Consider the following 26,498-nt stretch of genomic DNA (forward strand, 5'->3'; position numbering starts at 1 on the left):
AATTTTTAATATTCTGTTTTAAGCATACCTGATTTTCAGATTTTGTCAATAAATATTCTGTAAAGAAAACGACTGCCGCAAATTTTTCCGCAGCAGCCGTTCCCTGTATCCCGTAATAATGTATTACATTTATCAGCCATTTGCCAGTTCAGCGTTCAATACCGTTTTTGCTGTCAAAGTCTGCCCGTTGTAATCCACAACGATTGTAGAACGCGGCGCAATGTCCCCAGCAATCATTTTCTTTGCAATCAGAGTTTCCACCTTACTCTGCAGAAAACGCTTGAGAGGCCGCGCACCGTAAACCGGATCATACCCCTGCTCCACCACATAGGTACGTGCAGTATCTGTGAGTTCCACATTCAGTTCGCGGTCTGCAAGCCTGCGGCGCAGAGAGGCAACCTGCAGGTCAACGATTTTATCAATTTCATTTTTCGTCAGTGGCTTATAAAACACAATTTCATCCAGACGGTTTAAGAACTCCGGACGGAACTGCATACGCAGCTGCGCCTGCACACCCTTGCGGGCTTCCTCGCTGATGGTACCATCAGGCTGAATACCCTCCAGAATCTGCTGCGAACCAAGGTTAGAGGTCAAAATCAAAATCGTGTTTTTAAAGTCCACGGTACGTCCTTGGCTATCGGTAATGCGGCCGTCATCCAGGACCTGTAGCAGAATATTGAACACATCCGGGTGTGCTTTCTCCACTTCATCGAACAGCACCACGCTGTATGGCTTTCTGCGTACCGCTTCCGTCAGCTGGCCGCCTTCTTCATAGCCGACATAGCCGGGAGGTGCACCAATCAGGCGGGAAACGCTGTGCTTCTCCATATATTCCGACATATCAATACGCACCATATTGCGTTCATCGTCAAACAGCGCCTGCGCCAGTGCTTTGGCAAGCTCTGTTTTGCCGACACCGGTCGGGCCGAGGAACAGGAACGAACCGATTGGCCGGTTCGGGTCCTGAATGCCTGCACGGGAACGCAGAATCGCTTCGCTGACCTTTTCCACTGCTTCGTCCTGACCAATCACACGCTGGTGCAGTGTGTCCGGCAAACGCAGCAGTTTGCCGCGTTCCCCTTCCATCAGCCTGCTGACCGGAATACCCGTCCAGCGGCCAACAATGCGTGCTACTTCTTCTTCGTCCACACGGTCACGCAGCAGTTGATGGTCATTCTTTTCGGCCTGCTGCTCGGCTTCTTCCAGTGCTTTCTGCATTTCCGGCAGCTTGCCGTACTTCAGCTCTGCAGCCTTGTTCAAGTCGTAATCGCGCTGTGCCTGCTCAATATCTGCGTTGCAGTGCTCGATTTCGGAACGCAGCTTCTGTACTTTTTCAATATCCTGCTTTTCGTTTTCCCACTGCGCTTTCATGGCTTTGAATTTTTCACGCAGTTCCGCAAGCTCTTTCTGCAAATCGACCAAATGCTGCTGGCTGAGGCGGTCATCCTCTTTTTTCAGGGCTGCCTCCTCAATTTCCAGCTGCATGATTTTGCGGGAAACATCGTCCAGTTCGCTCGGCATCGAATCAATTTCGGTGCGAACGGTTGCGCAGGCCTCATCCACCAAGTCGATTGCCTTATCCGGCAGGAAACGGTCCGTAATGTACCGGTTGGAAAGCATTGCGGCAGCAATCAGGGCCTGGTCGGTAATTTTCACGCCGTGGAAAACCTCATAGCGTTCTTTCAAACCGCGCAGAATAGAAACGGTGTCCTCCACTGTCGGTTCATCCACCATGACCGGCTGAAAGCGGCGTTCCAGTGCGGCATCTTTTTCGATATACTGATGATACTCATTCAGTGTCGTTGCACCAATGCAGTGCAGCTCGCCGCGCGCAAGCATCGGTTTGAGCAGGTTGCCCGCGTCCATGCTGCCCTCAGTTTTGCCCGCGCCAACTATCGTGTGCAGCTCATCGATAAACAGAATGACACGGCCCTCTGACTTTTTGACTTCGTTGAGCACTGCCTTAAAGCGCTCCTCAAACTCGCCGCGGTACTTTGCACCAGCGACCAGCGCGCCCATATCCAGTGAATACAGTTTATGGTCTTTCAGATTGTTTGGCACGTCCCCGCGTACGATACGCTGTGCAAGCCCTTCAGCGATTGCTGTTTTGCCAACACCTGGTTCACCGATTAAAACTGGGTTGTTTTTCGTTTTGCGGGACAGAATACGAATTGCATCCCGAATTTCAGAATCACGGCCGATAACCGGGTCGAGTTTCTGATCACGCGCTGCCTGCACAAGGTCAGTTGCATATTTGGAAAGTGCATCATAAGTTTCTTCCGGACTGTCACTGGTCACACGGGTGTTGCCGCGAACGTTGGAAAGCACCTCAAGAAATTTGCTTTCCGTAATAGAAAAGTCCTTAAAAAGTTGTTTCAGTGTGCTGTCCGCTTTGCGAAGTAAACCAATAAAAATATGTTCAACGGAAACATATTCATCATTCATGCGTTTTGCGGCAGACTCCGCTTCTGTCAGGGCGACGTCCACATCATGGGAAATATAAATCTGCCCCGGCTCGCGGCCCGGCCCGGAAACACCGGGTATTTTTTCAATCGCGCCATCCACAGCCTGCAGGAAAGTTTGTGCGTCCACATTCAGCTTTTTCAGCAGCTGCGGAATCAGGCCGTTTTCCTGCGTCAGCAGGGCGCTGAGCAAATGTGACTGCTCTATCTGCATATTGTCGTGCGAGAGTGCAAGGCTCTGCGCGCGCTGTACGGCATCCAGAGATTTTTGCGTAAAATTTTGTGCATTCATTTTTCCTCACTCCTTCAAAAGAAGCAGCTTTTAAAAGTGTCTTTCGGCACCGGAAAGGTCCCGCTGCGGGAACCTCCCTGCATCTTACAAAAGTTAGTATATCCAGAGAAAATGAACGTATTGTGTATAAATTATGTACGCATATATAATTTTAGCACTCTTTTTAACTGAGTGCTAAAATTCGCTTTGCGCTATATTTTAAGCCTTTGTAAGATTCAACTCGCCAGCACTTACAACAGCCGTTACCGTATAAGAACCGCCGCCGTTAACGTCTGCTGTCAACCGTTTGTCCGCTGCGTTTCCACTCTGCTTTGCATCAAAGTAGGTCTTAAGGCTGCCCGCACTGGCTACACCCTTAAACTGAAACTTACTGTCCGAAGTCATAGCACAGTTCATCTGACCGGCACTTACTTGCAGGGAAAGGTCATCCTTTATAACTGCTTTTTTAATATTGGCCTGCCCTGCATTTACATCGATTGTTCCGCTTCCGGTAAAACTGTCAATATCCGCCTGACCGGCATTGACTCCTACTTTTCCTTTGCCAGTCAGAGCACCAACTTTAACGCGGCCGGCATTCAGCAGCAGACTGAACTTTTCACTCTGCAGACGGTCTGCATTGAAGGCACAGGCATCAACTTCAATATTCAGTTCTTTCTGATAGTCTTTCGGGATCTGTACGGCCACCATCGCCGTATGGTCACTGCCTAAATGCAAGTTGCTGTCCCAGTGGTCAGAGTCCCCCTCCAGTATCAGGGTACTGCCATCTTTATTGAGAGTCGGCAGCTTATCATTTGAAATGGTACTGCTGGATTTTACAAAAACGTGCAGCGAACTGTCTGGGGAATTTTCAACATTCAGCAGTGTGGCGACCCAATGGTTTTCCGCATCTTTTAAAGGTGTTCCATGCAGCTTAATCGTCTGAATACCATCCAGTTCGGCTTTCTCTGTTTTGACTACCTTTGCAGAGGAAAAGTCTTTGGGTTCCAACTTGGAAAAGTCAAAATCTCCAAATTTGCTGCCAAAACCACAGCCAGTGCAGGCTACCGCAACAAGAATGCTTACCAAAAGAACTGTACCGTGCTTCAAAAGCATCTCTTTTTTCATTCTTTTCTCCCATCGCATTTGTTTACAACAGCTGACCCGATTTTGCTTTCATAAACAGAACTGCACCAAAAATGAAGCAGGTTGGCAGTCCAATAAAATAGTACCACATTTTGTCAAGAACTTTTTTCATTCTTAATGCAGCCTCCTCTAAGTTTATTCCAAGTTTAAATGATTTTTCATAATTGCCTGCGTAATGATAAAATAAACCACACTAAACAGTGCCATATATCCTGAAAGAACGGCCATAACCAGAATCGCCGCTTTATACCCGCCGTCCGTACCATAGGTCAGTGCATTGGCAGTTTGTACAAGCCAACTGCTCTCTTGAATATTTACAGTAGATGCGATAATGAAAACTGCAATAATCGCGTGCACAACCCCAAACGCTATAATCATACCGACACCAATGGCACGGTGATGCTTTGGCATCAGGCTGCCGATGCTTAATGAAGCGCATACCCACAGTTCAATGAAGACAACAGAAACCACAGCGGTTATCAGAACCATCAGCAACACACCGATGTAAATCGGATGCTGCTGAAAGCCTAAAAAGTTGATGTTAAACCATGAAGGATTGATACGCCCCATTTCTCCGCCAACCAGCATCAGGCTGATAATGGAAATGACAACAGTTGCAACACCCCAGATTGCGCTGATAATTACCTTGCTCCAAATCAGCTTTGCCGGTGTGACCGGCAGGGTGTGCATCAAATATCCCTCATCCTTAAACAAGTTGTCGTAAAAATAGCGCATACACAAAACCACGGTAAAAAGATTTACCCCAAACAGCGACAGACCATATAAAACGGCAAAAATTCCTTGGGTCACACGCAGCGGATTAAAAGCATATTGAAAATGAAAGTTTCCGCAGGCTTTGTCCAAAATAGAATACAGAACAGCCAACGCCATAACAATGATATAAAGCACTGCAAAGTTGCGGGATGTAGCTTTCATATCATATTTAATCAGTTTTCTCAGCATTTGAAAACCTCCCTAAAGTACGCATCCACGCTGCTGCCCTCGTGCTCGCGGATTTCATCCACTGAAGTATGCAGAACCAGGCTGCCGTTACTGATAAAAATCACTTCATCCAGCACAGACTCAACGTCTGCAATCAGATGCGTACTGATTATCACTGTTGCATTTTCATTGTAGTTATTAATAATGGTGTTCAAAATGTAATCTCTTGCAGCCGGATCGACACCGCCGATTGGTTCATCCAGCAGGTAAAGCTGGGCGTTGCGGCTCATAACCAGAATCAGCTGTACTTTTTCTTTCGTACCTTTGCTCATGGTGCGCAGGCGATCTGACGTGTTAATATGCAGGCGCTGCAGCATATCCAACGCCTTTGCCTTATCAAAATTCTCGTAAAAATCCGCGAACATATCCAGCAGATCATTCACACGCATCCAGTCGTTCAAATAGGTACGTTCCGGCAGGTAAGAAACGATCTTCTTTGTTTCCGGCCCCGGCACCTCACCGTTAATCGTCAAAATACCAGTGCTTGGTGTTAGCAAACCATTGCACAGCTTAATAAATGTGGTTTTGCCGCTGCCATTTGGCCCCAGCAGCCCCACAATGCGGCCGCGCTCAATGGTCAAATCTATACCGCGCAGCGCTTCTTTTCCGGAATAATTTTTACACACTCCCCTACACTGCAGAATTGGTTCCATCAGGCTTCCTCCCTTTCTTTGTCTGGTTCAGCTGTTCGTACCAAATCCGCTGCTTCCTCGCGGGAGAATCCCAGACGCTCCATCTGCGTCAGGAAGTCACGAATTACACCTTTTGCTAAAGCTGTTTTTAACTCCATGATTGCTTCCTCCTTATCGGTAACGAATCTGCCGCTGGTGCGCTGGGGAAAAATGAGTCCCTCTGTTTCCAGCTGTGCCAGAGCGCGTTGCATGGTGTTTGGGTTAACAGATGCCTCTGTTGCCAAATCCCGTACACTTGGCATCTTGCTGCCTGCCGGGTACAGCCCTGAAACAATACGCAGTTTCACCTGCTCCACCAGCTGTGCATAAATTGGCCTGTCAGAAGATAAATTCCACGCCATTGCGCCGCCTCCTTTTGATTTTGTATTATTGTACTAATAACTTAATACAATAATACATAAGGAATTTGCAGTTGTCAAGTAGTTTTTGAAAAATATTAAAAAAAGAGATACTCAGAGGTATTCAGCCCCGCAGTATCTCTTCCTGTGCTTTTCAACCGTTTGTTTTTGGATGGTGTCCATTTGGTACCACAGAGGTACCGTTCTCATGCAGATAGGTACTTTCAAAATCTGCTAAATGCAGTTTAACCGCCAGCGGATACTTTTGATATGCCTGCGAAATTGCAGTACAGCCACCGCGCGCCGCATCATCAAAGCCGCCCATATGCCAGCGAATCGCCATTGCCTCACTTGTGCGCAGACGCAGAAAACGTTCAATCAAAAAAACCGACTTTTCACCGTGCCCGTAAGGGAACTGGTCGTCAATTGCAAAGTACGGCCGCTGCTCCCACCGGCCGGTCTCCTCATTTTTTACATTGCGGACACTTTCTTTATAGAAATTCGCCTTACAGACATCATGAAGCAGCCCACAGATTGCAAAGCTTTCTTCACTATCTGTTTCCGGCTCAAACCAGTGCATCATAGTTTGATACACGCTGACACTGTGCTGCACCAAACCGCCAACACACGCACAATGGTACCGCGTGCTGGCAGGCGCTGCAAAAAAGTCCGTACGCTGCAGCCACTCAAGCAGTTCGGCCGCGCCGTTCCGCTGAATTTTACTGTTGTAAATCTCCACAAATTCTTCTTGATATCCCATTGTGTCGTCGGCTCCTTCCTCACGATACCAGCTATTATAACATATCTTCGTGTGTGAAGAAACCATTTTCAGAGTACTTTACTAGCATGCTGCACATTGTTTTCGGTTATGTCAGTGAAGCTGTACCAGTCGCTTTTAACTAGCTTACTATGCAGTAAGCTAAAAAAGTTTTACAAGAATTAAGGGTAGTATAAACCAACTGCTTTCATGAAATCCCCTATTGCTAAAAGAGGGCTGGGCAATCTTTTCCCACATTCAAAAGCAGTGCAAAGGATAAATGCTGTGATATAAAAAGCCGCATAAACAATTTTTATCTTTTTTCCTTCTTCAGCTCGAATATACGGAAAAGACAGCAAAAGAAGTATAGCAAAGCCTATAACTACTACTGCAATCATGTTGATTCAGCCTTTTTCCTTTCTATGCGTTTTGAGCTTTTTGAGGAAACCACAATTTTTATCCACGTGATTAATGGCATTAAGAATTCAAACAGCAGCCATAAAAATGGGATCGTTTCCTGTGCAGATTTCATATGCTCCATTGCAGATGGATAAACGGTACGGGCAAAAAGTATAATGAGTACAGCAACCACAAAAACCAATGGCTTATAAGAATTTAGTTTTAACAGCTCGGCGATTCCGGTTACCGTGACATAGAATAAAAATGATATTTTCAAAAAATACTGCATAATGAATATCAATGCATATAAAACATCTACGCCCTGAAATATTTCGGTAAATCCGGCGATTTGATAGGTCGAATAAGTGGGAAACATTAATATTTTCACAAGATCTCCAAGTACAGCTGTATCCCGAACAAGAACTGCAAAAAAGAACAATCCTCCAATTAAAAGGCCGCTCAGCAAGCATTTCAACAAATGCTTTTGATTGTCACAATTAGGAATAACCATTTGAAAAGCAAGAGTTCCAAATGGAATAACTGCAATCATATTTGCACTTTGAAAAACTTTTATTGGAGGGACAGATAAGACCGGCAGCAAATTGTTCCAGTCTATTCGATCCCAAACAAAAATCACAGATAAGGAAAACACTATGAAATTGAGCACAGCCACAACCGTGCTGTATCTCATAATCACTCTTATGCCTTTCATAACCGCCCAGCTACATAGAATCATAAAAGAAATGGAAGTCACCATCGACGATGTTCTCGGCAACACAGCAAAAGTGACAAAATCATCTACATCTCTCAAGTTCAATGAAGACAAGCAGAAAAAATAAAGCAAATATACCACCGAAAAACAAGGCCCAACATATTTTCCGAATACACTTTCATTAATTTGAAAAAGACTTTTCCCGGGATATTTTTTCATGATACTTAATTGAATCAGGAGGAAAATTACGGCGATAACGATGCCTATAGGCACCGCCAGCCAATTATTTCTTCCAGCCACTGCGAAGGAGAACGAAGTTAAGAGAGAAAAAGACTGAATATAGCAGATAAACATAAAAAGTAATTGTGAATAACTAATTTTATTTTTTTCCATGGCTTCCTCAATGTTAACTTTGTGAAATTTTTCCCATATCCGTTATATCCACCTGCACCGTAATTTCGGGATTAATTTGTACATATAGTTTGTCCCAGCTTGCCTGCATTTCCCTCCACTTTTTCGGCCATTTTCTGTAAATTTCGGTTCCAATCCCATATATATCGGCCTTATGAAATTGTGTTGTCTGAAAACAAGCAAGCACGCTGCTTTTAATTTCCTCCTCGGCAGCTTTTTGCAGTTCTTTTGCTGCGGTCACTGCCGGCTCTTTTTCAAAGCCACTCATTTCCCGAACGCCCAATTCTGCTTTCACATGAATGGATAATGAAACCGAACCATCCGCATTTAGATACGGCGTAAAGCCGCCCTCACTGGCTTCTATTTCAAGGCATGCCTTCCTGGACTTTGTCTCCACGTTGACAACACCGCTTTCAATTTTATTCATCGTCCATAAATAGCCGCGTGTTTTATTCTCGTCCAATTCCGCAACCATACGGTCTTTTTTAAAAATGGCCATACCTGCTATTTTTAATCTTGGTTTTCCTGATTCTTTATCAATTTTTATTAGGCTAGCTACAGGACATGTTGTTCCTCCCATAAGCTTTACCGAAAACTCAAGAAGATTTACATCTACCGATTCTGAATTTTCCTTTTGCTCACTAAGCATTTGTTTGATCTCCAGCGCAGATACACTTGCGTCGTCTTCTTTTGCTGTTAGAATTTCGTTTGCAGTGGAATCAGAGACTAGTATCCACACCCCCATTCTGGCTTCGTGGTCACGCAAAAAAAGGTCCAGTTCCGATTTTACTCCTTTGGATGCTGCATCTTTTCCGATGATTATGCATTGGTTATGCCCAATAAATAATTTATCACTATTTTCGTGTGTAGTCTCTCTTAGCATATCAAAAGCATTTTTGTCCGTCTTCTCAAAGATTAATATATTGGGTTTCGTTGAGCCCTGATCCTTGGAACCGCCCATTTTAGCCGCCTGCACTGTGAGTTTTGTCAAATTATTTCCTGCACTATCAATGCCGATACCGAGAATCGGCATAATATCTGTAAGTTCCCTACTGCCCATACAGCCTGTCAGCAAGAAGCAAATAAGCACAAATATAGCTGATAAGGAAAACCAGTGTCGCTTTTTCACTGCTTGTCATCTCCATTTAAGGGTACTTTAATTTCTTCAGGAGGAATTTTGCTAACTTGCCGAGTGGCATCCTGGCACTTGAATTCTGGTGGACGTTTTGTCATCGTCCAAAGCGGAGCACGAATCAATAAGTCCTTCCAATTTTTTAAGTGCATCGGTGCAACTCCCGCAAAATACGGTACTCCAAATGATTCCAGCGAACCCAGCTGAATCAGCAGCCCTACAATGCCTAAAAGAATGCCATAGCCGCCAAAGTTTGCCGCCAAAATTAAAATGACGATACGCAGCAAAACAATAGCATCTTGGTGTTCCGGTGTCACAAACTGTGCCATTGCTGAAATTGCAATAGTAACAACCATCGGTGCTCCAACCAACCCCGCTGCAACAGCTGCATCACCCATTACCAGTGCACCTACAATGCTGACAGCCTGCCCGGATGGCCGCGGTAATCGCAGCCCTGCTTCGCGTAATATTTCAAAGGTCATCAAAAGAATAAACGCCTCGATGACAGCCGGAAACGGAGTAGATTCACGGGCAGTCGCAATCGTAAACATTAACGTAGTTGGTATTACTTCTTGATGAAACGTAGTACATGCAACATAGAAAGCCGGTGCAAATACAGCAATCATAAAAGAGAGAAACCTAAGCAGACGGATGACGCTTGCATAAAGAGTTCGGGCATAATAATCCTCGGCTGTTTGAAAACTTTCAGTAAAAAGTAACGGCGCAGTTAAAACAAACGGAGTTCCATCCACAAGGATTGCAGCCCGTCCTTCCAAGATCTTCGCTGCAACCACATCCGGTTTCTCACTTTTACCGATAGTTGGGAAAAAGCTGAAGGGCGCATCTTCTATATACTGTTCAATATACCCAGACTCCAATATAGAATCGACCTGTATGGAACGCAGCCTTCTTTTAATTTCATCAATTAGGTTGGTATCTGCCACGTTTTTGAGGTAAACTACCGAAACCATCGTTCTTGTTTTTTCTCCAATCGTAAAGGTGTCAAATCTGAGTGCAGGATTCCTGATTTTTCTGCGAAGAAGCGACGTGTTTGTCCTATAATTTTCCGTGAAACCCTCTCTTGGGCCACGTGCAACGGCTTCAGTTTGAGGTTCAGTAACGCTGCGTTTGTCCCAGCCCTTACTGCTGATAATCAGTCCGCAGCTATTTCCATCTATCAGCAGTACAGTATCACCCGCTAAACAGCTTTCAACTATTTTATCTTTATCGCAAGCTTCTGTTACGTCACCTGAGCAAATGATGTGCTTTTGTACTTCTTCAATTACATTTCCTTTTATTTGTGTTGTGCATAACATCAAGGGCTTCATAATACACTCTGTGATGATGCTGCTGTTTACAAGACCATCTATAAACACCAACGCTGCATTAATAACGGGTTCGTTTCCAAATGAAAATTCCCTAATTTTAACATCGTTGCTATTTCCGAGGCAGTTTTGAATTTCATTTACATTTTTTTCTAAAGATTTTTCCATTTTTTTAGAATGAGATTGTACCTCACCACTTTCGGAAGTGCTTTTCCCAGAGGGACTATTTTTAATTTTTTGACATTGAATTTTTTTTAGTAGATTTTGAAACATTATAAATCCATGCCCCCTTCTCTAATTAAATCCATTATTGCCATAATCATTAAAATTATGTCATCATCCTAACGCGTGGCTGCAGTTGTTTCGCCGGAGAAAGGGCCAAATTCTAAAATGATCCAATCGGTATTGAGCCGAAACATTTCCTGCATGCGCGCATCTTTTTTGCTTTCGCCTGACAGTTTTTCAATATCATTGCTTGTTTTTAAGTATTCCGCACACACATAACCGGCGCTGTCCCTTTTGAGTACATCCGGCTGCAGAGTACTTTTACACGAATCAACGGAACGCGACTATGGGAATGTATCCTCAAACAGGATTTCTTTCCTATGGTACCACGGGTATCCGTCGAAACTTTCATCTGCGCATACATGATAACAACGTCTGTGTTGATAAAAAGTTATCTAAACCACGCCTGCAACGTGCTTGTACATCAAGGAATAAGTGTAATAACCAGATGATTGCGGAATCTGATTATTACACATACAAGTCATGATTTTTGCTGGTATCTGCTGCTAATTTACCAATACAGTAAGACAGTATGTCGTCCACTTTTACCTATCATCAATCTACCCTTGAATTTTACAAAGTTTTGGGCTACTATATATAAAATATAAAAGTTTATCATATATCTGCAAGAATATTAATTAAAGAGGGCTTAATTCTGTATGAACAATTCCGTAGAAACAATTCACACTCTCAGTGAAGAGGAAGCTTGCAGGCTTCTGGATTCCGGACCAATGGGGCTTTCCACAAATCAGGTTAGTGAAAGACAGCAAAAATACGGCAGAAACGTACTTGCCAAGAAAAAAGGAAAACCGGTCATTTTGGTATTTCTTTCAAACTTTGTCAGCCTAATGGCGATTTTGCTGTGGGTTGGCGGCCTCATCGCGTTCGTCGCCGGAACACCGGTGCTTGGTTTCGCAATCTGGCTGGTAAACATTATTAACGGCGTTTTTAGTTTCTGGCAGGAATTCCGTGCCAGCAAGGCAACTGAGGCACTGAAAAAGATGCTGCCGTCATATGCCCGTGTTATACGTGACGGAAAGGAATCACAAATTTCAGCGGAAGACCTTGTTCCCGGTGATATTATGCTGGTTGAAGAGGGTGACAAAATATCTGCGGATGCCCGGCTGCTGGCAAGCAACGATTTGCAGGTGAACCAGTCTACCCTGAACGGCGAATCCAATCCTGTTCGAAAAATGCACGATCCAATTGTTAAGGAAGACCTGTCGCGTTTCGAGATTCCCAACCTGATCTTTGCGGGAACAAGCGTTGCCAGCGGTACCGCACGGGCGGTGGTCACAACCATCGGCATGCAGACCGAGTTTGGCAAGATTGCCAGTCTGACGCAGACGACGAAAGAAGAACAGAGTCCTTTGCAGAAAGAACTTGATATTCTTACTAAGCAGATTTCAGGAATCGCCATCAGCATCGGTGTTGTATTTTTCATAGCGGCGCTGTTTTTCGTCAAACAGCCCTTTGCACAGGCTTTCATATTCGCGCTGGGCATGATTGTGGCATTCATTCCTGAAGGCCTCTTGCCTACCGTTACGCTGTCTCTTGCCATGGCAGTACAGCGAATGGCGAAGGAACATGCTCTTGTCAAACGTCTTTCCGCAGTGGAAACGCTTGGCTGTACGACGGTGATCTGCTCTGATAAAACCGGTACACTGACGCAAAATGAAATGACAGTCTGTCACGCATGGCTGCCCGGTCAGGAATTTGATGTAACAGGTCTCGGTTATGCTCCAGAGGGAAAAATCCTTGCTGGAGAAGAACCAATAACCGCTGCGGACAACCTTGATCTAAAAATGCTGTTTTCAGCTGCCGCGCTTTGCAGCAATGCGCGCGTGCTCCCACCAAACGAAGAAAACGACCATTATACGGTTCTAGGCGATCCGACCGAGGCCTGCCTTGGCGTCGTTGCACAGAAAGCAGGCATTGACCTGAAACAGCAAGTGTCTTTGACGCCCCGCTTGAGAGAACTGCCGTTTGATTCGAGAAGGAAGCGAATGAGCACAATTCATCAGCTGGAAAAGCCGGTGAACGGTTGCCGGCGGATCGCGTACATCAAGGGTGCGCCTAAAGAAGTCATGGAACTCTGCACAAGCGTACTGAAAAACGGCGAACGGATTGAAATGACCAAGGAACAGCGCACAAAAATCATGGAAGAGAATGATAAGTATGCCGCGAACGGCCTGCGCGTCCTTGCTGTTGCCTGCCGTTATCTAGGAGAAAATGACAACCTGCCGGCTGCCATGAGTGCTTATACCCCGGAACTGATTGAACAGGAAATGACCTTTATCGGTCTTGTTGCCATGATGGATCCCCCGCGCCCGGAAGTTGCCGACGCGGTAGAGCAGTGCCACAAGGCAAACATCCGCATTATCATGATTACCGGCGATTACGGCCTTACCGCCGAGAGCATTGCCAAACGTATCGGCATTGTTACAGGTGACCATCCCCGTATTATTGCGGGCAACGAACTGGAAAAAATGTCGGACGAACAGCTGAAAGAAGCGCTCAGGGATGAAGTGATTTTTGCAAGGGTCGCTCCGGAACAAAAATATCAGGTTGTCGTGGCCCTTCAGGAGCTTGGCCATGTTGTGGCGGTCACCGGCGACGGTGTGAACGACGCGCCAGCGTTGAAGAAAGCCGACATTGGCGTTGCGATGGGCATGTCCGGCACAGATGTCGCCAAAGAAGCTGCGGAAATGATTTTGACTGACGATAATTTTGCGTCCATTGTAAAGGCGATTAAAGAGGGCCGCGCAGTCTACAGCAATATCCGCAAATTCCTTCTTTATATCTTCAACAGTAATATGGCTGAAGCGGTACCTTCCGCTGCATTCTTATTCTCGAAGGGTGGTATCCCGCTGCCGCTGACCGTCATGCAGATTCTTTCCATCGACCTCGGTACCGATATGCTTCCGGCTCTTGGCCTTGGCACCGAATTGCCTGAGGAAGGTATTATGGACCGTCCACCGCGTTCCAAAAAGGAAACATTGCTGAACAAAAGGCTCATTTCCCTTGCATTCTTCTGGTACGGTCTGATAGAAGCCATCATCTCCATGGGCGGATATCTTTTTGTCAATATCATGCACGGCTGGCCGTCCGCTCCGCTGGCAAGTTCAGGCATAGTATACCAACAGGCTACGACCATGGCGCTCGCATCCATTGTTTTCTGCCAAATCGGCGTTGTGCAATGTGCCCGCACCGAACAACAGTCTATCTTCAAGGCCGGTCTGTTTACGAACCGACATATTACCTTCGGCATCATCTTTGAGATTTTCTTAATCTGTGCGATTATGTTTGTGCCGTTCCTGCAGGGAGTTTTCCAAACTGCACCTATTGACCCAATTGACTGGATTTACCTGATCTGCTGCCCAATTCCAATTGTAGCGCTGGATGAATTGAGAAAATTTTTTTCGCGCAGAAACAAAAAAATAAATGGAGGAAAATAACATGAGAGTCATTATTGTCGGATGCGGTAAATTGGGCTCCGGGCTGGCAAAAGCTCTGACCCGAAAAGGAAATCAGGTTACAATCATCGACAGCAATGCGGATGCTTTTGAACTGCTTGATAAGGATTTTTCGGGTAAAACTATTGCTGGAATTGGTTTTGACCGGGATATTCTGGAAAAAGCCAATATCAGCCATGCGGATGCTATTATTGCCTGCAGTAAGAGTGATGAAATCAATGCTTTGATTGGAAAAATCGCGCGTGACATTTACAGGGTACCCCGCGTGATATCCCGGCTTTATGACCCAAGAAGAGCGGAAATTTACCACAGTCTGGGGATTCAAACTCTTTCCACAACCACGTGGGGGGTTCAGCGTGCCATGGAAATGCTCAGTTATGACAGACTGGACAGTGTCCTTACAATCGGGGACAGTCAGGTGGAAATTATCAGGGCAGAAACGCCTGCACTTCTGGTAGGGAGAACGATAAATGAGCTGACAGTGTACGGCGAAATACAGGTGGTGGCGGTCAGCCGCAGCAATAAGGTTTTTATGCCGTCTCAGGGAATGACTTTGCAAAAGCACGATGTACTTTATATTGCTTTGCTGGCCTCTTCTGCAAAACGACTGAAAACCCTGTTGGGCTTGGATTAAGGAGGAAAAACGATGAATGTTATCATTGTCGGCGGAGGCTACACAGGAGTCTATCTTGCCAAATTGCTGTTGGATAATCATTGCTCCGTCAAGGTCATCGAGAACCGCAATAAGGTTTTCCAAAAACTGCAGCAGGACCTTCCTGAAGAATATATTGTCAAAGGAAGCGGCACCGACCCCAGCGTATTAGAGTCGGTTGGAATTGCTGCGGCCGATGTATTTGTTTCCATTACGGATAAGGATGAGATTAACTTGGTCGCTTCCACAATTGCAAAATTCGAGTTCGGTGTTCCCCGCGTGATTGCCCGCATCAACAATCCGAAGAACTCATGGCTGTTTACTTCCAGCATGGGCGTGGATATCGGTGTCAATCAGGCCGATTTGATGGCGCACTTGATTATTGAGGGAATCGACATGAAGAACATGATGACTTTGCTAAAAATCAACCGTGGTAAAGCCTCTATTATTCAGTTCCATGTTGGCTCACAGTCAAAAGCAGCCGGTAAGCGGATTCGTGAGTTGGATATTCCGAATACTGCAATCATTATTTCAATTTTCCGCGGTAAAGAGAACTTTATTCCCCGTGGGGACACTGTCATCAATGACGGCGATGATGTTCTTGCCCTAGCAGACGAAAAAGCACAGACGGTTATCAATGAACTGTTCAATTTCTGATAGAGTGTCTACAAAAGGGACTTTTACAAAACAGGCCATAAAAAAGTCGGAGTAACCATACCCAAAGGTATTGGCTACTCCGGCTTTTTGCTTTAGAATAGGCACCTATTCTTCACAAAAAAAGAAATTGGCGGCCCAATTCCGAATCGTCTTTGAAATGAGGAAACCTGCCGAAACGTGTTGTCAATTTTCACAATTATCTTTCGCCTGAGCTGAGCCGGAAACAATCCAGATTTTCGAATGCTTTTACTTTTCATATTGCCACTTTCAAAGCACTGCTTAAAGCCGCTGATTCACCTGGCTTATGGTACAATCCGCACGTGGTTTTCTTTCATCCACCAGTGAATCTGCAAAAGATATGCAAAGATCTGCGGCACACGCATGAGCTGACCGTACCACGGCTCTTTCAAATCATCGGGATGCTCGGCAAGGTCACGCAGGCGGTCAAAATCAAGCATATCCTTGAGCGGACTTCCCTCCTCCATTGCCTGCAAAAGCAGCGCCATCACACGATCAAAGTAGGCCGGACTGAACGTGCGCGGATACGGACTCTTTTTTCGCCATGCAATACGCTGAGGCAGAATATCGCTGAACGCTTCGCGCAGGACGCCCTTTTCCCTGCCGTGCAGACTCTTTAACTCCCACGGCAGATTATACGCGTACTCCACCAATCGGTGGTCACAGAAGGGCACACGCATTTCCACGCCACTGTACATAGACATCCGATCTTTGCGCGTCAGCAGCGTCTGCATAAACCAGTCAGTATTCAGACGGAACATTTCGCGCATCCGCGCTTCTTTTTTGCTTTCGCCGGACAATTTTTCGGTATCTTGCAATGTTCTCAGGTACTCTGCACGCACATACTCCGCGCTGTCCCCTTTGAGCACATCCGGCTGCAAAATGCTCTTGCGTAAATCAACCGAACGTGACCACGGGAATGTATCCTCAAACAGGATTTCTTCCCGATAGTACCAAGGATATCCACCAAACATTTCATTAGCACACACATGATAACAACTGTGTTTTCAGGAGAGTGGTTTGTCTATATTGCTACAGAAATTACAATTTTTAAATTCATAGATAGTAATTTTGCTTAATTAGAAAATGCGCCTACCTAGAAAAATCTTATGATGTCGAACTAGGCATATATAATTATGATGGTACAAAAATGCTTGACCACAACAACTTTATGAAATCTTTTGATTGCAGCCGATTGCACTACTTCTTTGTCTCCGAAATTTCGAAAGAAGTTGGAGACATAATTACAGGTCGACGAACATGAACCTCATATATTACCTAACAGGGTCATCCGAGTTTGCAAGAACAAAGTCCAATTCTGAAAATATCCAATTTTACGAATTTTTAACTTCCCGGTTTTTGATACGGCATGATGATTTCTTTTTCTACTTTAAAGAAATTAATGTTGCAATTAGCGCAATGAATACAATTACTACTGCAATAGCTGAAATTATTATTTCCCCTTTATTCAATGAATGAATACCGGATATAAGCAGAAGTACAAGCATTATAATAACCATTATCAGAATAACTGCGACAAGCCATGTTAAACCTTTGCTTTTCATATTATCACTCCTTATCTGCTCTTCAGAATCATCCTGAAAGCCTTATTAAATGTGATTCTGTTGCCGTAATTCATCACACCGCTACTGTAAATTTTTATTGAAAGAAGTGCAAGCAGCACTGTTGAAGCTAAGAGAATAATATATGAAAAATAATATCTCCTAGTGGTACCGTCACGAGATTGAATCTGATAAACATTGCCATCGTTTGTTCCTCTTTCCTTTACGATAATTATATCTTATTGGGTTGAGGTGTTACAACTTTACTTTAGCACAACAACCACTACATTGGGACCAACTCTTTCTTTGAATGTCTAGACACCATTCATTTTACCGGAGCCCCAATGGCTTTTCTATACTTTTACCAAATTGCAAACTTTATTGTACGCTTTCCTATCTCAAAATTGAACTAATATTGAACCAAGTTATCCGACTTGTTTTTTCGCATATTCTCTACCAATTTATCTACAGAAAAGGGCGCCCCATGTGCAGGGAATATTCGTTTTGCTCCAGCTTGAATCATCTTTTGCCAGCTATTGTAATATGTATCCATATTGCAGATAAAAATGACGCAATAATGTGTGCCTGCAAATGGATATTTGGAATACCTCTTGTAAGCAAGAAAGGAATGCTGAAAAATAATATTTACAGCATTCCTTTCTTGCATCTTTAGAAACTCTCAAATCTACCCGTTTTAAACTACTGTATCTTCAAAAGCTGCATCACTTTTTCTTTTACCTGATAATAAGCGTCCAGTGACTTCTTGTCGCCTGCAGGGACATCATAACCCTGCAGTGTATCCAACGTAAGTTTGTCATTTTCACTGAACAGCTTCGTTTGTTTTTCCTGCGCCATACGAAACGCACCAAACGCACTCTGGGTGTAAGGATAATATTGATTTTTCTGAAAATCCGTCAACTTTCTTGACGACTGGAACGGTACTTTTTTCAGAAGCAGCAGATACTCGTCTCCTTTTTGCAGCGGAATAGAAAAGCTGTTTCCCGCATTCAAAGACTTCGCAAATGAAAAATAACTGATTGCTTCAACAATTCTCAAATCTTTTCCCTGAAAGCTCTGTGACCCTTTGTAGACCCTCGTAACTTTGACAATCGAAAAAAACGCATCACTGCTGAATACGCGGTCACCGTCAAACTTTACCTGCACAATCAAGTCTGCACCCTGGATTAGCTTTTCCGGCATATCTGACGCTTCCTTTACCTTTAAAGTATCCAACGTTGGCTGCAAAGTAGTCGAACACATATAATCAAACTGTCCTCTCTGTGCGCTCGTGTCTGTGTAAGTTGTCCGCACTGCAAAGGCAAGAACGACACACACACATAGAAGGGCAGCAGGTATGAAATACCATCTTTTTTTCATGCCTGCAGCGCCTCCTCTTTCAGGACGCCATCATTCATTTTATAAAATTTGGCACATAAACTGGTTAAATCCTCCTGATTATGGCTTGCCAAAATAACTGTGGCACCGCGGTCGTTTTCTTCTCGGATAATTTTGCGTACCAGTGCTACACCATCTTCATCCAGCGCGTTGGTTGGCTCATCCAGCAGCAGTAGTTTCGGCTGCTCCATGACCGCCTGTGCAATACCAAGCCGCTGTTTCATTCCCAGTGAATATTTCCGATAAGCACGCTTATCCATTGGGTCAAGCCCCACGCGGGCTATCACATCTCGTATTTCCCCATCTGTAAGTTTACCGCGAATAGAAGCAAGTGCCTTTAAATTTTCAAATCCTGTGTAATGCGGCCAAAATCCCACATTTTCAATAATTAAACCCATCTCATCAGGAAACGGAATTTCTTTCCCAACCTCTTTGCCAAATACTGAAACCGACCCGCTGGTTGGCATAATCAGTCCAGAAATTGCGCGCATCAACATAGATTTGCCGGAACCGTTGTGCCCATACAGTCCATAGATGCCGCCCGCTTCCAACTGCAGATTGACATTCTTTAGAATTTCGCGTTTCTTTATAATTTTTGTATAATCATGCATATCGACTGCTAACATTCAGTTTTCCTCCTTGATGAAATCAATCAAATCTGCTTTTTGCAGGTAAAATGCTGTCCCCACATATAGTACAACAATATATATTAAATCTACCGCAATACTTTTCCAAACCTGAAATCCAGCGGCACCCGCGAAAAATACAGCCAGCGTTTCCGGCAAAACTGCAGCGTCTGCGTGCCAAAGCAGCATCTGCCCCGCCGTCGGAAGCAGTGGGAAAAGCCAACCTGTTACATTGGCATTTTGATACAGCAGAACACCTACCATAATTGCCAGCGCATAACAGCAAAGTGTAACGATATACGATTGTGTAATGCCCATTTTTATAGAAAGCAGATTTTGTGCAAAAGACAGCGTAAAAATTCCAAGCACCTGCAATGCAAAAAGCTGAATATACAGTAGTGCCGGTCCGCGCAGTGCAAATCCAAACCCCGCACCAAACGCAAAGGCCGCCGCAAAAAGTAATCCCCACGAAACAAAAATCTGCAAAAACAGTTGGGTTGTCTTTTGCAGCAGCCACTTCTGTTTACTGCCAATGCGCGTAAACACATACACATACTGCACCTCAAAGTCTTTTTGGAAAAGCGGTGCAAATACATACAAAAACAAAATCCACGGAATGTTATAAAAGAAAATGCTCAGGATAACCGAAGTATCTGTGGTATCTGCCCGCACACCACCAAACACCTGCAAAAAATAGGTATCCATATGCTTATCCAGTGGCATGCTCCCCTGTTGATGCAGAAGCAGAAAAAAGGCCAGAATCGCAAGGATGCAATACAATAGACGGCTCAGCAGCTTTTTTCGCTTCATTCCAGCACATCCTTTTTTACACGACACTTTAGATATATTAAAAAGCTACTGATTAGCAGCAGGACAATCACATAAACCGGCCAAAGGACATACGAAGTGCCCGTTAAGAATTGTACTAAGGAAGAAAATGATAACACCTTTCCCTGCAAATGCGTCATTCCGATAAGATAGTCCACCAAAAGCCAAAGCAAAATACCAGGCAGCGTGAGTACCAAGAATCGATTTTTATGCCAAAATAGCGAAATAGAAAAAGAAAGGACAGCAAAGGCACCGCCGACCATGGCGGGATTCAGACAACAAAGCAGGTTAAATAAAATCGGGTGGTTCATTTGCAGCGGCCAAAGAAACTTCGGCACATCAATCCAGTATCCCCAATTGTCTACAATTGGCGTTATATAAGGATTCTGCAGCGGGGCACCCGCACATAAAATCAACAATATAATTTGTTCAAATACATATGGAATCAAAATAACAAAGAACGCACCAATGAAGGTAACCAACGCTCCGGATACAAGGTATTCTTTTTGCGGTGCTCGAGATAAAATGCTTTTGACAGTTCCGGTTTTCAGGCCATCGTAGTAACTGGCACCATAGCCCAGCGCCGCCACAAAGGGGATAAATAAAAGCCCTATCATGCCAAGAAACGTAACATAATCCCATGTGTTTCCTGTGTTTGGCTCAATCTTAATTGCGTTTCCATACCACAAATACCACGCCGGACGCATCAACACTTGATCTTGGTTTTTGAAAGAAAATATGACCTGCAAAATAAAGACAGTCGTTATACCGCACATAAGCAGCATCGCAAAATAGAACGACTTCCCCCGCAGCATATTGTGAAACTGTAATTTTAATATTTTCCTCACATAAAATTCCTCCTTAAAAAACAAGGAAGTAAGAGGAATGAAAATTCCCTTTACTTCGACTCGAAATATGGATTTAATTATCCAAAGTTGACACGACCTGTTGCATAAATAAAATATGCCTTGGGGTCTACAGCTTTTCCACGAAGATTTACTGTTGCTCCATGTGATTGCTTACTAAAATAACTCAAAGTGGAACCGGTTCCACCACTGTTCTTAGGGAGTTTTGTAACGTAACCTATTGAGGAACCATTACTCGCTGCTGCCCAAAGATAAGCTTGGCCTTCTTGAATATTGTCAACCCAAACGCTGTATGTTCCAGCATTATTCCCCGAAATTTGCCCGCTTGTAATATGTGTTTCCGCAGAAAGTGGATACAAATTTCTGGACCAATAATTTGTTGAACTTGCAAACGCCGGAGCCGCCATACTCGCCATAAGGGCTACTGCCCCAATAGTTGCTGCAATGCCGGACACCTTTGATTTCTTTCCATTCATTATGTATCGCTCCTTTTCACATCATGGTTTTATTTTCGAACACGTAAATAATATTTAAAGCCACCTATCTTTTTTCGGCCGTTGAAAAACACAGGCAGTTTACAAGCGAAGCTCACTTCTTCTACTTTTCTGACTTATGCTTTAGCGCTTTAGGACGCTTGGGCTGGTACAAAATCCAACAAACGCAATGAGCACTACTGTTTGTAGAACGAATAACCAAATCTGCAAACTTTTCTTTCATTGCTGCTTTGCTTACGTTTTCCTTTTCCATTTTGAAACCTCCTGATGAAATAATTTTGCGGCTATCATGAGAATAACCGTCAATAGAATTGCAGTAAGTATATCGAATGATTTGTCCCTCTCGTGGAAGCCAAAGTAAAGCGCTAAAAAACTGCCGGATTCAATAGCAAATACAATGACCGACCTTGTATGCAATACCCGAATTTCCTCAGCATTCAACTCCAGATTGATATGCCGAATCGGAGCAAAAATGAAAATGTAGATACCGGAAAAGAGGAGGAAAGCTACCAGATACCATCCGGTGAGTCTTTGCAGCAGAGGTGCCAATAGATTTACCGCAGTCAAGCATAACATTTGAGAACTGATAAAACACGCAGTAGAGGAAGCTGAATGCACGCCACTTGTCATTTTACGAAGGATAAGAAAAGAAAGTAAAAAAATAATTGTATTTGCGGTACGGTGAAACGGAATGCTAATCAGCAGCGCTAATGTGAATGTGGTGACACCACCAATTAAAAGTGAAATGCCATATTGGTAGATTTCTTTTTCATCTTCTGTACGAAACGTTTTCGGCTCAAGTGCATCTGCAAGTTTTTTATACCATGCTTTCAGCTTCATTTTTTCATTCCTTTATTTTCCAACATTATATCACCAATTTCTTCATTTTCAAGCCATATTGTAATAACTGGTAGCTAAAATGTAATAACTGGTATATTTTTTATTGAATAATCTGCAAAAGACGCTAAAAATTCAAATCTGTTTTCATTACAAGATAGGAATAAATCCCCGTGATATTTGTCGACAACCATCTGCACATTCGTTAGCCCAACGCCATGGCGAAATTTATCTTTCTTTGTTGTTGCAATCTGATTATTATGGATTTTCACAAGTTGTTCTACGGGGTTTTTAACTGAAATAATAAATTGACCGCCCATACTGCCCATCTGGATAAAGATTTTCTTTTCCCCATGTAGCTTTCCACACACTTCTATCGCATTGTTCAAAGCATTTGCCAAAATTGTCACCACATCAATATCTTCCAGTGGCATCTGTGACAAATCACCGACCGCGTATTGAAAGGAAATTCCGCTTTTTACACCCACTAAATATTTTTCATTCAGAATTGCATCTATTGCTATATTGTTGGTATGCAGAGGCAAAATCTCGTGGTCTGCTTTCAGGGAAATAGAGTCCAAATACTGCACCGCTGCATGCACATCATTATGCTTTAAATATTCCTGTACACAAACCAAATGGTCACGAAAGTCATGGGATAGGCTGCGAATTGCCTGATGCGTTTCTGTAAGTGCCTGCACACCACGTTCTTCTTCCTCAACTTGCTGTTGAAGCAGCGTCTTATCCTGTTCCAACGCATGCCGGTAGGACAAACTTTGGATGATATAAAAGACAAGGCAAAGCAGTACAAACAGTGCCAGCTCGTTTAAAACATCCATCTGCGAAAATGATTTCTCTATTAAGTCGATGCGAACAAGGTTGACCATGACGAACAAGATTAGTCCCACAAACAAAATTAGCAGAATCCACTCTTTTTTCTCCAGTTGGCAGCTGCGCTGACCTTTTTTAACAGCAAAGCTAAACAGCAATACCGCTGCAATTGCAAATACTTTGGTAATAATTGCTACCGCTGTACTGCTTGAAATTGCCTCGATACTTGCACCTGTTATTGCCTGAAAAGCACAAATTCCAAAAATATCAAATGTTCCCAACAGTGGATTGGAAATTGGATCTATATTAAATAAGTGGACACCTGAAGTAACTATCAATTATAATTAAGTAGACACCCAAAAGGAGGCACTTACTCATGTCCACTGGTAAAACCGGAACCCGATATGACGAAGATTTCAAACGAACTCTCGTCAACCTTTATCAATCTGGCGGCAAATCACAAGCAGCACTCTGTAAAGAGTATGGCGTTTCTATCACCGCACTTGGCCGTTGGATTAAACAATACTCAATCGTCGAAACGGATGATGGCGAAATACTAACTGCTAAGCAGGTCAAAGACCTCCAAAAGCGTAATGCTCAGCTTGAGGAGGAACTCCTTATACTAAAAAAAGCGATTGCCATCTTCACGCCACACTCAAACAACGATTAGAAGCTATTCATAAGCTCCGTTTCCAACACAATATCAAGCTCCTTTGTAAGGTTCTTGGCGTTAATCGAAGTACTTACTATAAGCATTACAACACCGAACCGGCTGATCGTACAAAAGACAATCAAACGATTGCAAAGCTTATTCTTAAAATCTATGCAGATTATAACAAACGTCTTGGAGCTTACAAGATTACCTATGTTCTCCAGCGTGATTATGGCATTAACATCAGTGTCGGACGAGTGTACCGACTGATGAGGACTCTAAAACTTCCACGGATGTCCACCGAAAAACCTTATAAAAATTATAAGCATCGGGACAACGGCGAGTGTACCAACCACCTTCACCAGGAGTTCAATCAGCAAACTCCAAACATTGTCTGGGCAAGTGATTTCACATACATCAAAGTTGCCGGCAAATGGTATTATCTTTGTATTGTAATGGATTTATTTTCTCGCAAAGTCATCTCCTGGAACATATCAGGCAAGCCAGATGTCGACCTCGTCATGACTGCGTTCAAAAAAGCTTATGATAGAAGAAACTGCCCTTCTGGACTTATGTTTCATTCTGATCGAGGATCTCAGTATACTGCTTTTTCATTTCGACAGCTTCTAGATTCTCTTAATGTTGTGCAATCATTTTCCAAAAAGGGCTATCCTTTTGATAATGCTTGCTGTGAAAGTTTCTTCAAATATCTAAAAAAAGAAGAAACCAACAGGAAAGCTTATCACTCCCTACAGGAATTACAGTTGTCCATATTCCAATATATTGAAGGATACTATAACTCAAGAAGGCCTCATGGCTCTCTTCGAATGCTAACACCTAACGAGAAAGAAGAACTGTTCTGGAATCAGGCTTAATTCCTGTTTCCAGTATGTTTTCCCTAATTATTGTGTCTACTTACTTGACTATAGTTCAAATCAAACCAACAAATATTTTTTTTAAAACTGAACTGTCATAGCAAAAGACTTCCAAAGCAATGGTTACTCCGTACACAATCAACATTTTGGGAAAGATTGAATTTACATTATACATATACATAACATAAGAAATCACTGTCAATGTCAGCGGTATTCCAATCTACACAGCCCATTCCCTTTTTATTTTAATTTTCATCTGCGTGTTGAAAAACAGTACCATCCAAATTCCCTCCAAAAGAGACGGAATCTGGTCACACAAAAATGTTTGTAACATTAATATCACCCATTCTTTATTAGAAATTGATTGTAGGCGAGTTTTGTGTTCTGTGACAGTCTGCGGCTGATTGGCACCTGATCACCATTTCGCATTAAAAATGCTTCCTGCTGCAGACATTCCACTTTTTTCAGGTTCACCAGAAAACTTTTGTGGCACTGAAAGAAATTATTGCCTCGCAGCAGCTCCGCGTATTCTTCAAGTTTGCCGTAGCATTGATCTGGAAATCTTTTTTTTCCCTCTGATTCAAAATGCAACTCTACAATTCGCTTATTGCTTTCAAAATACAGAATTTCTTTTAGCGGAACCTCTACTGCTTTTTTGCCGTAACGTATCGGAACCGTATCCGATTGCAAATAAAGTTGGCTGATTGCGGCATCCAGACTCTCTGCAAAATATTCATCCAACTGCGACTTCAAAATGTACCGAATCGCACTTTGATAACCCAGTGATGCATACTGCACGAAGCTGGAAATGAAAATAATCATTGTATCTGGGCTGGCCGCTTTGACCTTCATAGCCACCTGCATTCCGTCCATACCAGTAAGCTGCACATCCAGCAGGATCATGCCATATATTGTTTCACTTGCAAGCAGTTCTTCGCCACTTGCAAAGACATCAAGTATGTAAGGAATGCCGTGCTCTGCCATATATGCTTTCGTTGCTTCCTGTAATCGTTCCTGATAAGCTCGCTCATCATCACAAATCGCGAATCGCAGAGTCTCTTCTTTTTCCAATTCCTATTCACCTCATGTTAAATTTTAACATAAATTGCACGGTGAATTCAAATAAAAAAGCATACGCAAAGTAATTTAGGAAGTTGAATTGTCCTTTTACAGCAAAAAATATTTTGATTGCAACTCTAAGATTTGATGAACCCCATTCATCAAATTTTTAATATCCTGCCCATTCACTTCACTATATGTATTGGCTATATGTGCAAGCTGATTAACGTTGACACCCAGCTTACGAATTTCATAAAGAATTTGCCGTAACAGACCATAATTCTTCTTGATGATGAAGCCATCTATAGACATTTTGCGAATATAGGCTTCCCGATTTTGGATACCTACAATCCCCATATTCCTTTTCACAAGCTGTAATTCTTCGTCTGTAAACCTTACGAGAAATGCTCGGTTTTTCGTTTTATTCTCAGCCATCATTTTCTCCTTTTTGGTTTATTTGTATCTAAGGCAACACCGCACAATGGCATACAAAAATCCACGCCATCTGCCCATAATGGCAAACAGCGTGGACGATTTTCAATTTCTCTTTGCGCGGGCAGTCTGCTTATGCAGACTTCGGTATCCTGCTTTTCAATATCGCAGGAGTTGTTCTTTTTGACAGCATCCTCTCGTTTGTCAGCACCAAGGTTGCCGCTGTCACCATACACCACGGTTCCTTCTCCAGTAAGCAGTTTTGGCGTCGCGGTAACGTCATGGACGTTGTCGCCAGTTCATCGCTTA

27 protein-coding genes are annotated in these 26,498 nt (G+C 43.5%); 4 read left to right on the forward strand and 23 right to left on the reverse strand.

What is annotated here, in order from left to right; translation table 11 throughout:
• Positions 1-132: 132 nt before the first annotated feature.
• From clpB to H6X83_RS07765, 10 genes are all read right to left on the reverse strand, one after another.
• Positions 133-2,754 (reverse strand): ATP-dependent chaperone ClpB, encoded by a 2,622-nt coding sequence (clpB, locus tag H6X83_RS07720; RefSeq protein WP_212505927.1) that lies wholly within the window; start codon positions 2,752-2,754, stop codon positions 133-135.
• Between the two features lie 198 nt (positions 2,755-2,952).
• A complete protein-coding gene (locus H6X83_RS07725) occupies positions 2,953-3,858 on the reverse strand; it encodes a DUF4097 family beta strand repeat-containing protein (protein WP_212505928.1) in 906 nt (301 codons plus the stop codon).
• A 153-nt stretch (positions 3,859-4,011) separates the two neighbouring features.
• A complete protein-coding gene (locus tag H6X83_RS07730; RefSeq protein ID WP_212505929.1) occupies positions 4,012-4,839 on the reverse strand; it encodes a hypothetical protein in 828 nt (275 codons plus the stop codon).
• Positions 4,833-5,531, reverse strand: coding sequence for an ABC transporter ATP-binding protein (locus tag H6X83_RS07735; RefSeq protein WP_212505930.1), 699 nt, complete (start codon positions 5,529-5,531; stop codon positions 4,833-4,835). The genes H6X83_RS07730 and H6X83_RS07735 overlap by 7 nt, the downstream gene beginning before the upstream one ends.
• Positions 5,531-5,911 (reverse strand): GntR family transcriptional regulator, encoded by a 381-nt coding sequence (locus H6X83_RS07740; RefSeq protein ID WP_212505931.1) that lies wholly within the window; start codon positions 5,909-5,911, stop codon positions 5,531-5,533. Before H6X83_RS07740 ends, H6X83_RS07735 begins: the two co-directional genes overlap by 1 nt.
• A 151-nt stretch (positions 5,912-6,062) precedes the next feature.
• Positions 6,063-6,668: a hydrolase gene (locus tag H6X83_RS07745; protein ID WP_212505932.1), complete on the reverse strand. Its 606-nt coding sequence runs from the start codon at positions 6,666-6,668 to the stop codon at positions 6,063-6,065.
• Positions 6,669-6,847: 179 nt separating this feature from the next.
• The gene (locus H6X83_RS07750; protein ID WP_212505933.1) at positions 6,848-7,063 is read right to left on the reverse strand and encodes a hypothetical protein; all 216 of its coding nucleotides are present in this window, start codon (positions 7,061-7,063) and stop codon (positions 6,848-6,850) included.
• On the reverse strand, positions 7,060-8,169 hold the full coding sequence (locus H6X83_RS07755) for a GerAB/ArcD/ProY family transporter (protein ID WP_212505934.1): 1,110 nt from the start codon (positions 8,167-8,169) through the stop codon (positions 7,060-7,062). The genes H6X83_RS07750 and H6X83_RS07755 overlap by 4 nt, the downstream gene beginning before the upstream one ends.
• A gap of 13 nt (positions 8,170-8,182) precedes the next feature.
• Positions 8,183-9,316 (reverse strand): Ger(x)C family spore germination protein, encoded by a 1,134-nt coding sequence (locus H6X83_RS07760; protein WP_212505935.1) that lies wholly within the window; start codon positions 9,314-9,316, stop codon positions 8,183-8,185.
• Positions 9,313-10,917, reverse strand: coding sequence for a spore germination protein (locus H6X83_RS07765; protein WP_212505936.1), 1,605 nt, complete (start codon positions 10,915-10,917; stop codon positions 9,313-9,315). Before H6X83_RS07765 ends, H6X83_RS07760 begins: the two co-directional genes overlap by 4 nt.
• A 671-nt stretch (positions 10,918-11,588) precedes the next feature.
• Here H6X83_RS07765 and H6X83_RS07770 point away from each other — a divergent pair.
• From H6X83_RS07770 to H6X83_RS07780, 3 genes are read left to right on the forward strand one after another with little or no spacing between them, the layout of a single operon-like run.
• Positions 11,589-14,387, forward strand: a complete 2,799-nt coding sequence (locus tag H6X83_RS07770) for a cation-translocating P-type ATPase (protein ID WP_212505937.1) — start codon at positions 11,589-11,591, stop codon at positions 14,385-14,387.
• 1 nt (position 14,388) lies between these two features.
• Positions 14,389-15,039, forward strand: coding sequence for a potassium channel family protein (locus tag H6X83_RS07775; RefSeq protein WP_212505938.1), 651 nt, complete (start codon positions 14,389-14,391; stop codon positions 15,037-15,039).
• Positions 15,040-15,051: 12 nt separating this feature from the next.
• A complete protein-coding gene (locus H6X83_RS07780; protein ID WP_212505939.1) occupies positions 15,052-15,714 on the forward strand; it encodes an NAD-binding protein in 663 nt (220 codons plus the stop codon).
• 302 nt (positions 15,715-16,016) lie between these two features.
• Here the strand turns inward: H6X83_RS07780 and H6X83_RS07785 are convergent, their stop codons facing one another.
• The 10 genes from H6X83_RS07785 to H6X83_RS07830 all read right to left on the reverse strand — a co-directional run bounded on the left by H6X83_RS07785 (position 16,017) and on the right by H6X83_RS07830 (position 23,509).
• On the reverse strand, positions 16,017-16,706 hold the full coding sequence (locus H6X83_RS07785) for an asparagine synthase-related protein (RefSeq protein ID WP_212505940.1): 690 nt from the start codon (positions 16,704-16,706) through the stop codon (positions 16,017-16,019).
• Positions 16,707-17,117: 411 nt separating this feature from the next.
• The gene (locus H6X83_RS07790) at positions 17,118-17,297 is read right to left on the reverse strand and encodes a hypothetical protein (RefSeq protein WP_212505941.1); all 180 of its coding nucleotides are present in this window, start codon (positions 17,295-17,297) and stop codon (positions 17,118-17,120) included.
• Positions 17,298-17,993: 696 nt separating this feature from the next.
• Positions 17,994-18,671, reverse strand: a complete 678-nt coding sequence (locus H6X83_RS07795; RefSeq protein WP_212505942.1) for a hypothetical protein — start codon at positions 18,669-18,671, stop codon at positions 17,994-17,996.
• Entirely contained in the window at positions 18,668-19,315 is a 648-nt protein-coding gene (locus tag H6X83_RS07800) for an ABC transporter ATP-binding protein (RefSeq protein WP_212505943.1), read from the reverse strand. The genes H6X83_RS07795 and H6X83_RS07800 overlap by 4 nt, the downstream gene beginning before the upstream one ends.
• Entirely contained in the window at positions 19,316-20,125 is an 810-nt protein-coding gene (locus tag H6X83_RS07805) for a hypothetical protein (protein WP_212505944.1), read from the reverse strand.
• Positions 20,122-20,991: a hypothetical protein gene (locus H6X83_RS07810; protein ID WP_212505945.1), complete on the reverse strand. Its 870-nt coding sequence runs from the start codon at positions 20,989-20,991 to the stop codon at positions 20,122-20,124. Before H6X83_RS07810 ends, H6X83_RS07805 begins: the two co-directional genes overlap by 4 nt.
• 77 nt (positions 20,992-21,068) lie before the next feature.
• The gene (locus tag H6X83_RS07815; protein WP_212505946.1) at positions 21,069-21,485 is read right to left on the reverse strand and encodes a hypothetical protein; all 417 of its coding nucleotides are present in this window, start codon (positions 21,483-21,485) and stop codon (positions 21,069-21,071) included.
• Between the two features lie 121 nt (positions 21,486-21,606).
• Positions 21,607-21,756, reverse strand: coding sequence for an AgrD family cyclic lactone autoinducer peptide (locus H6X83_RS07820; protein WP_212505947.1), 150 nt, complete (start codon positions 21,754-21,756; stop codon positions 21,607-21,609).
• The gene (locus H6X83_RS07825) at positions 21,738-22,343 is read right to left on the reverse strand and encodes an accessory gene regulator B family protein (RefSeq protein WP_212505948.1); all 606 of its coding nucleotides are present in this window, start codon (positions 22,341-22,343) and stop codon (positions 21,738-21,740) included. The genes H6X83_RS07820 and H6X83_RS07825 overlap by 19 nt, the downstream gene beginning before the upstream one ends.
• A gap of 74 nt (positions 22,344-22,417) precedes the next feature.
• Entirely contained in the window at positions 22,418-23,509 is a 1,092-nt protein-coding gene (locus tag H6X83_RS07830; protein WP_212505949.1) for a sensor histidine kinase, read from the reverse strand.
• 38 nt (positions 23,510-23,547) lie between these two features.
• Between H6X83_RS07830 and H6X83_RS07835 the strand changes: the two genes are divergently transcribed.
• Positions 23,548-24,698 (forward strand): IS3 family transposase gene (locus H6X83_RS07835; protein WP_246419068.1). Its coding sequence is split into 2 segments (ribosomal slippage): positions 23,548-23,806 and positions 23,806-24,698, totalling 1,152 coding nucleotides; the frame shifts between segments, so codons are not numbered across the junction.
• Between the two features lie 339 nt (positions 24,699-25,037).
• Here the strand turns inward: H6X83_RS07835 and H6X83_RS07840 are convergent.
• The 3 genes from H6X83_RS07840 to H6X83_RS14795 form a co-directional block, all read right to left on the reverse strand.
• Entirely contained in the window at positions 25,038-25,769 is a 732-nt protein-coding gene (locus H6X83_RS07840) for a LytR/AlgR family response regulator transcription factor (RefSeq protein ID WP_212505950.1), read from the reverse strand.
• Between the two features lie 96 nt (positions 25,770-25,865).
• Positions 25,866-26,192 carry a plasmid mobilization protein gene (locus H6X83_RS07845; RefSeq protein WP_212505951.1) on the reverse strand — a complete coding sequence of 109 codons (327 nt, stop codon included), beginning with the start codon at positions 26,190-26,192 and terminating at the stop codon, positions 25,866-25,868.
• Positions 26,192-26,428, reverse strand: a complete 237-nt coding sequence (locus H6X83_RS14795) for a hypothetical protein (RefSeq protein ID WP_212505952.1) — start codon at positions 26,426-26,428, stop codon at positions 26,192-26,194. The genes H6X83_RS07845 and H6X83_RS14795 overlap by 1 nt, the downstream gene beginning before the upstream one ends.
• Positions 26,429-26,498: the final 70 nt, after the last annotated feature.

The sequence above is a fragment of the Caproicibacterium amylolyticum genome, assembly GCF_014467055.1.
Lineage (GTDB): Bacteria > Bacillota > Clostridia > Oscillospirales > Acutalibacteraceae > Caproicibacterium > Caproicibacterium amylolyticum.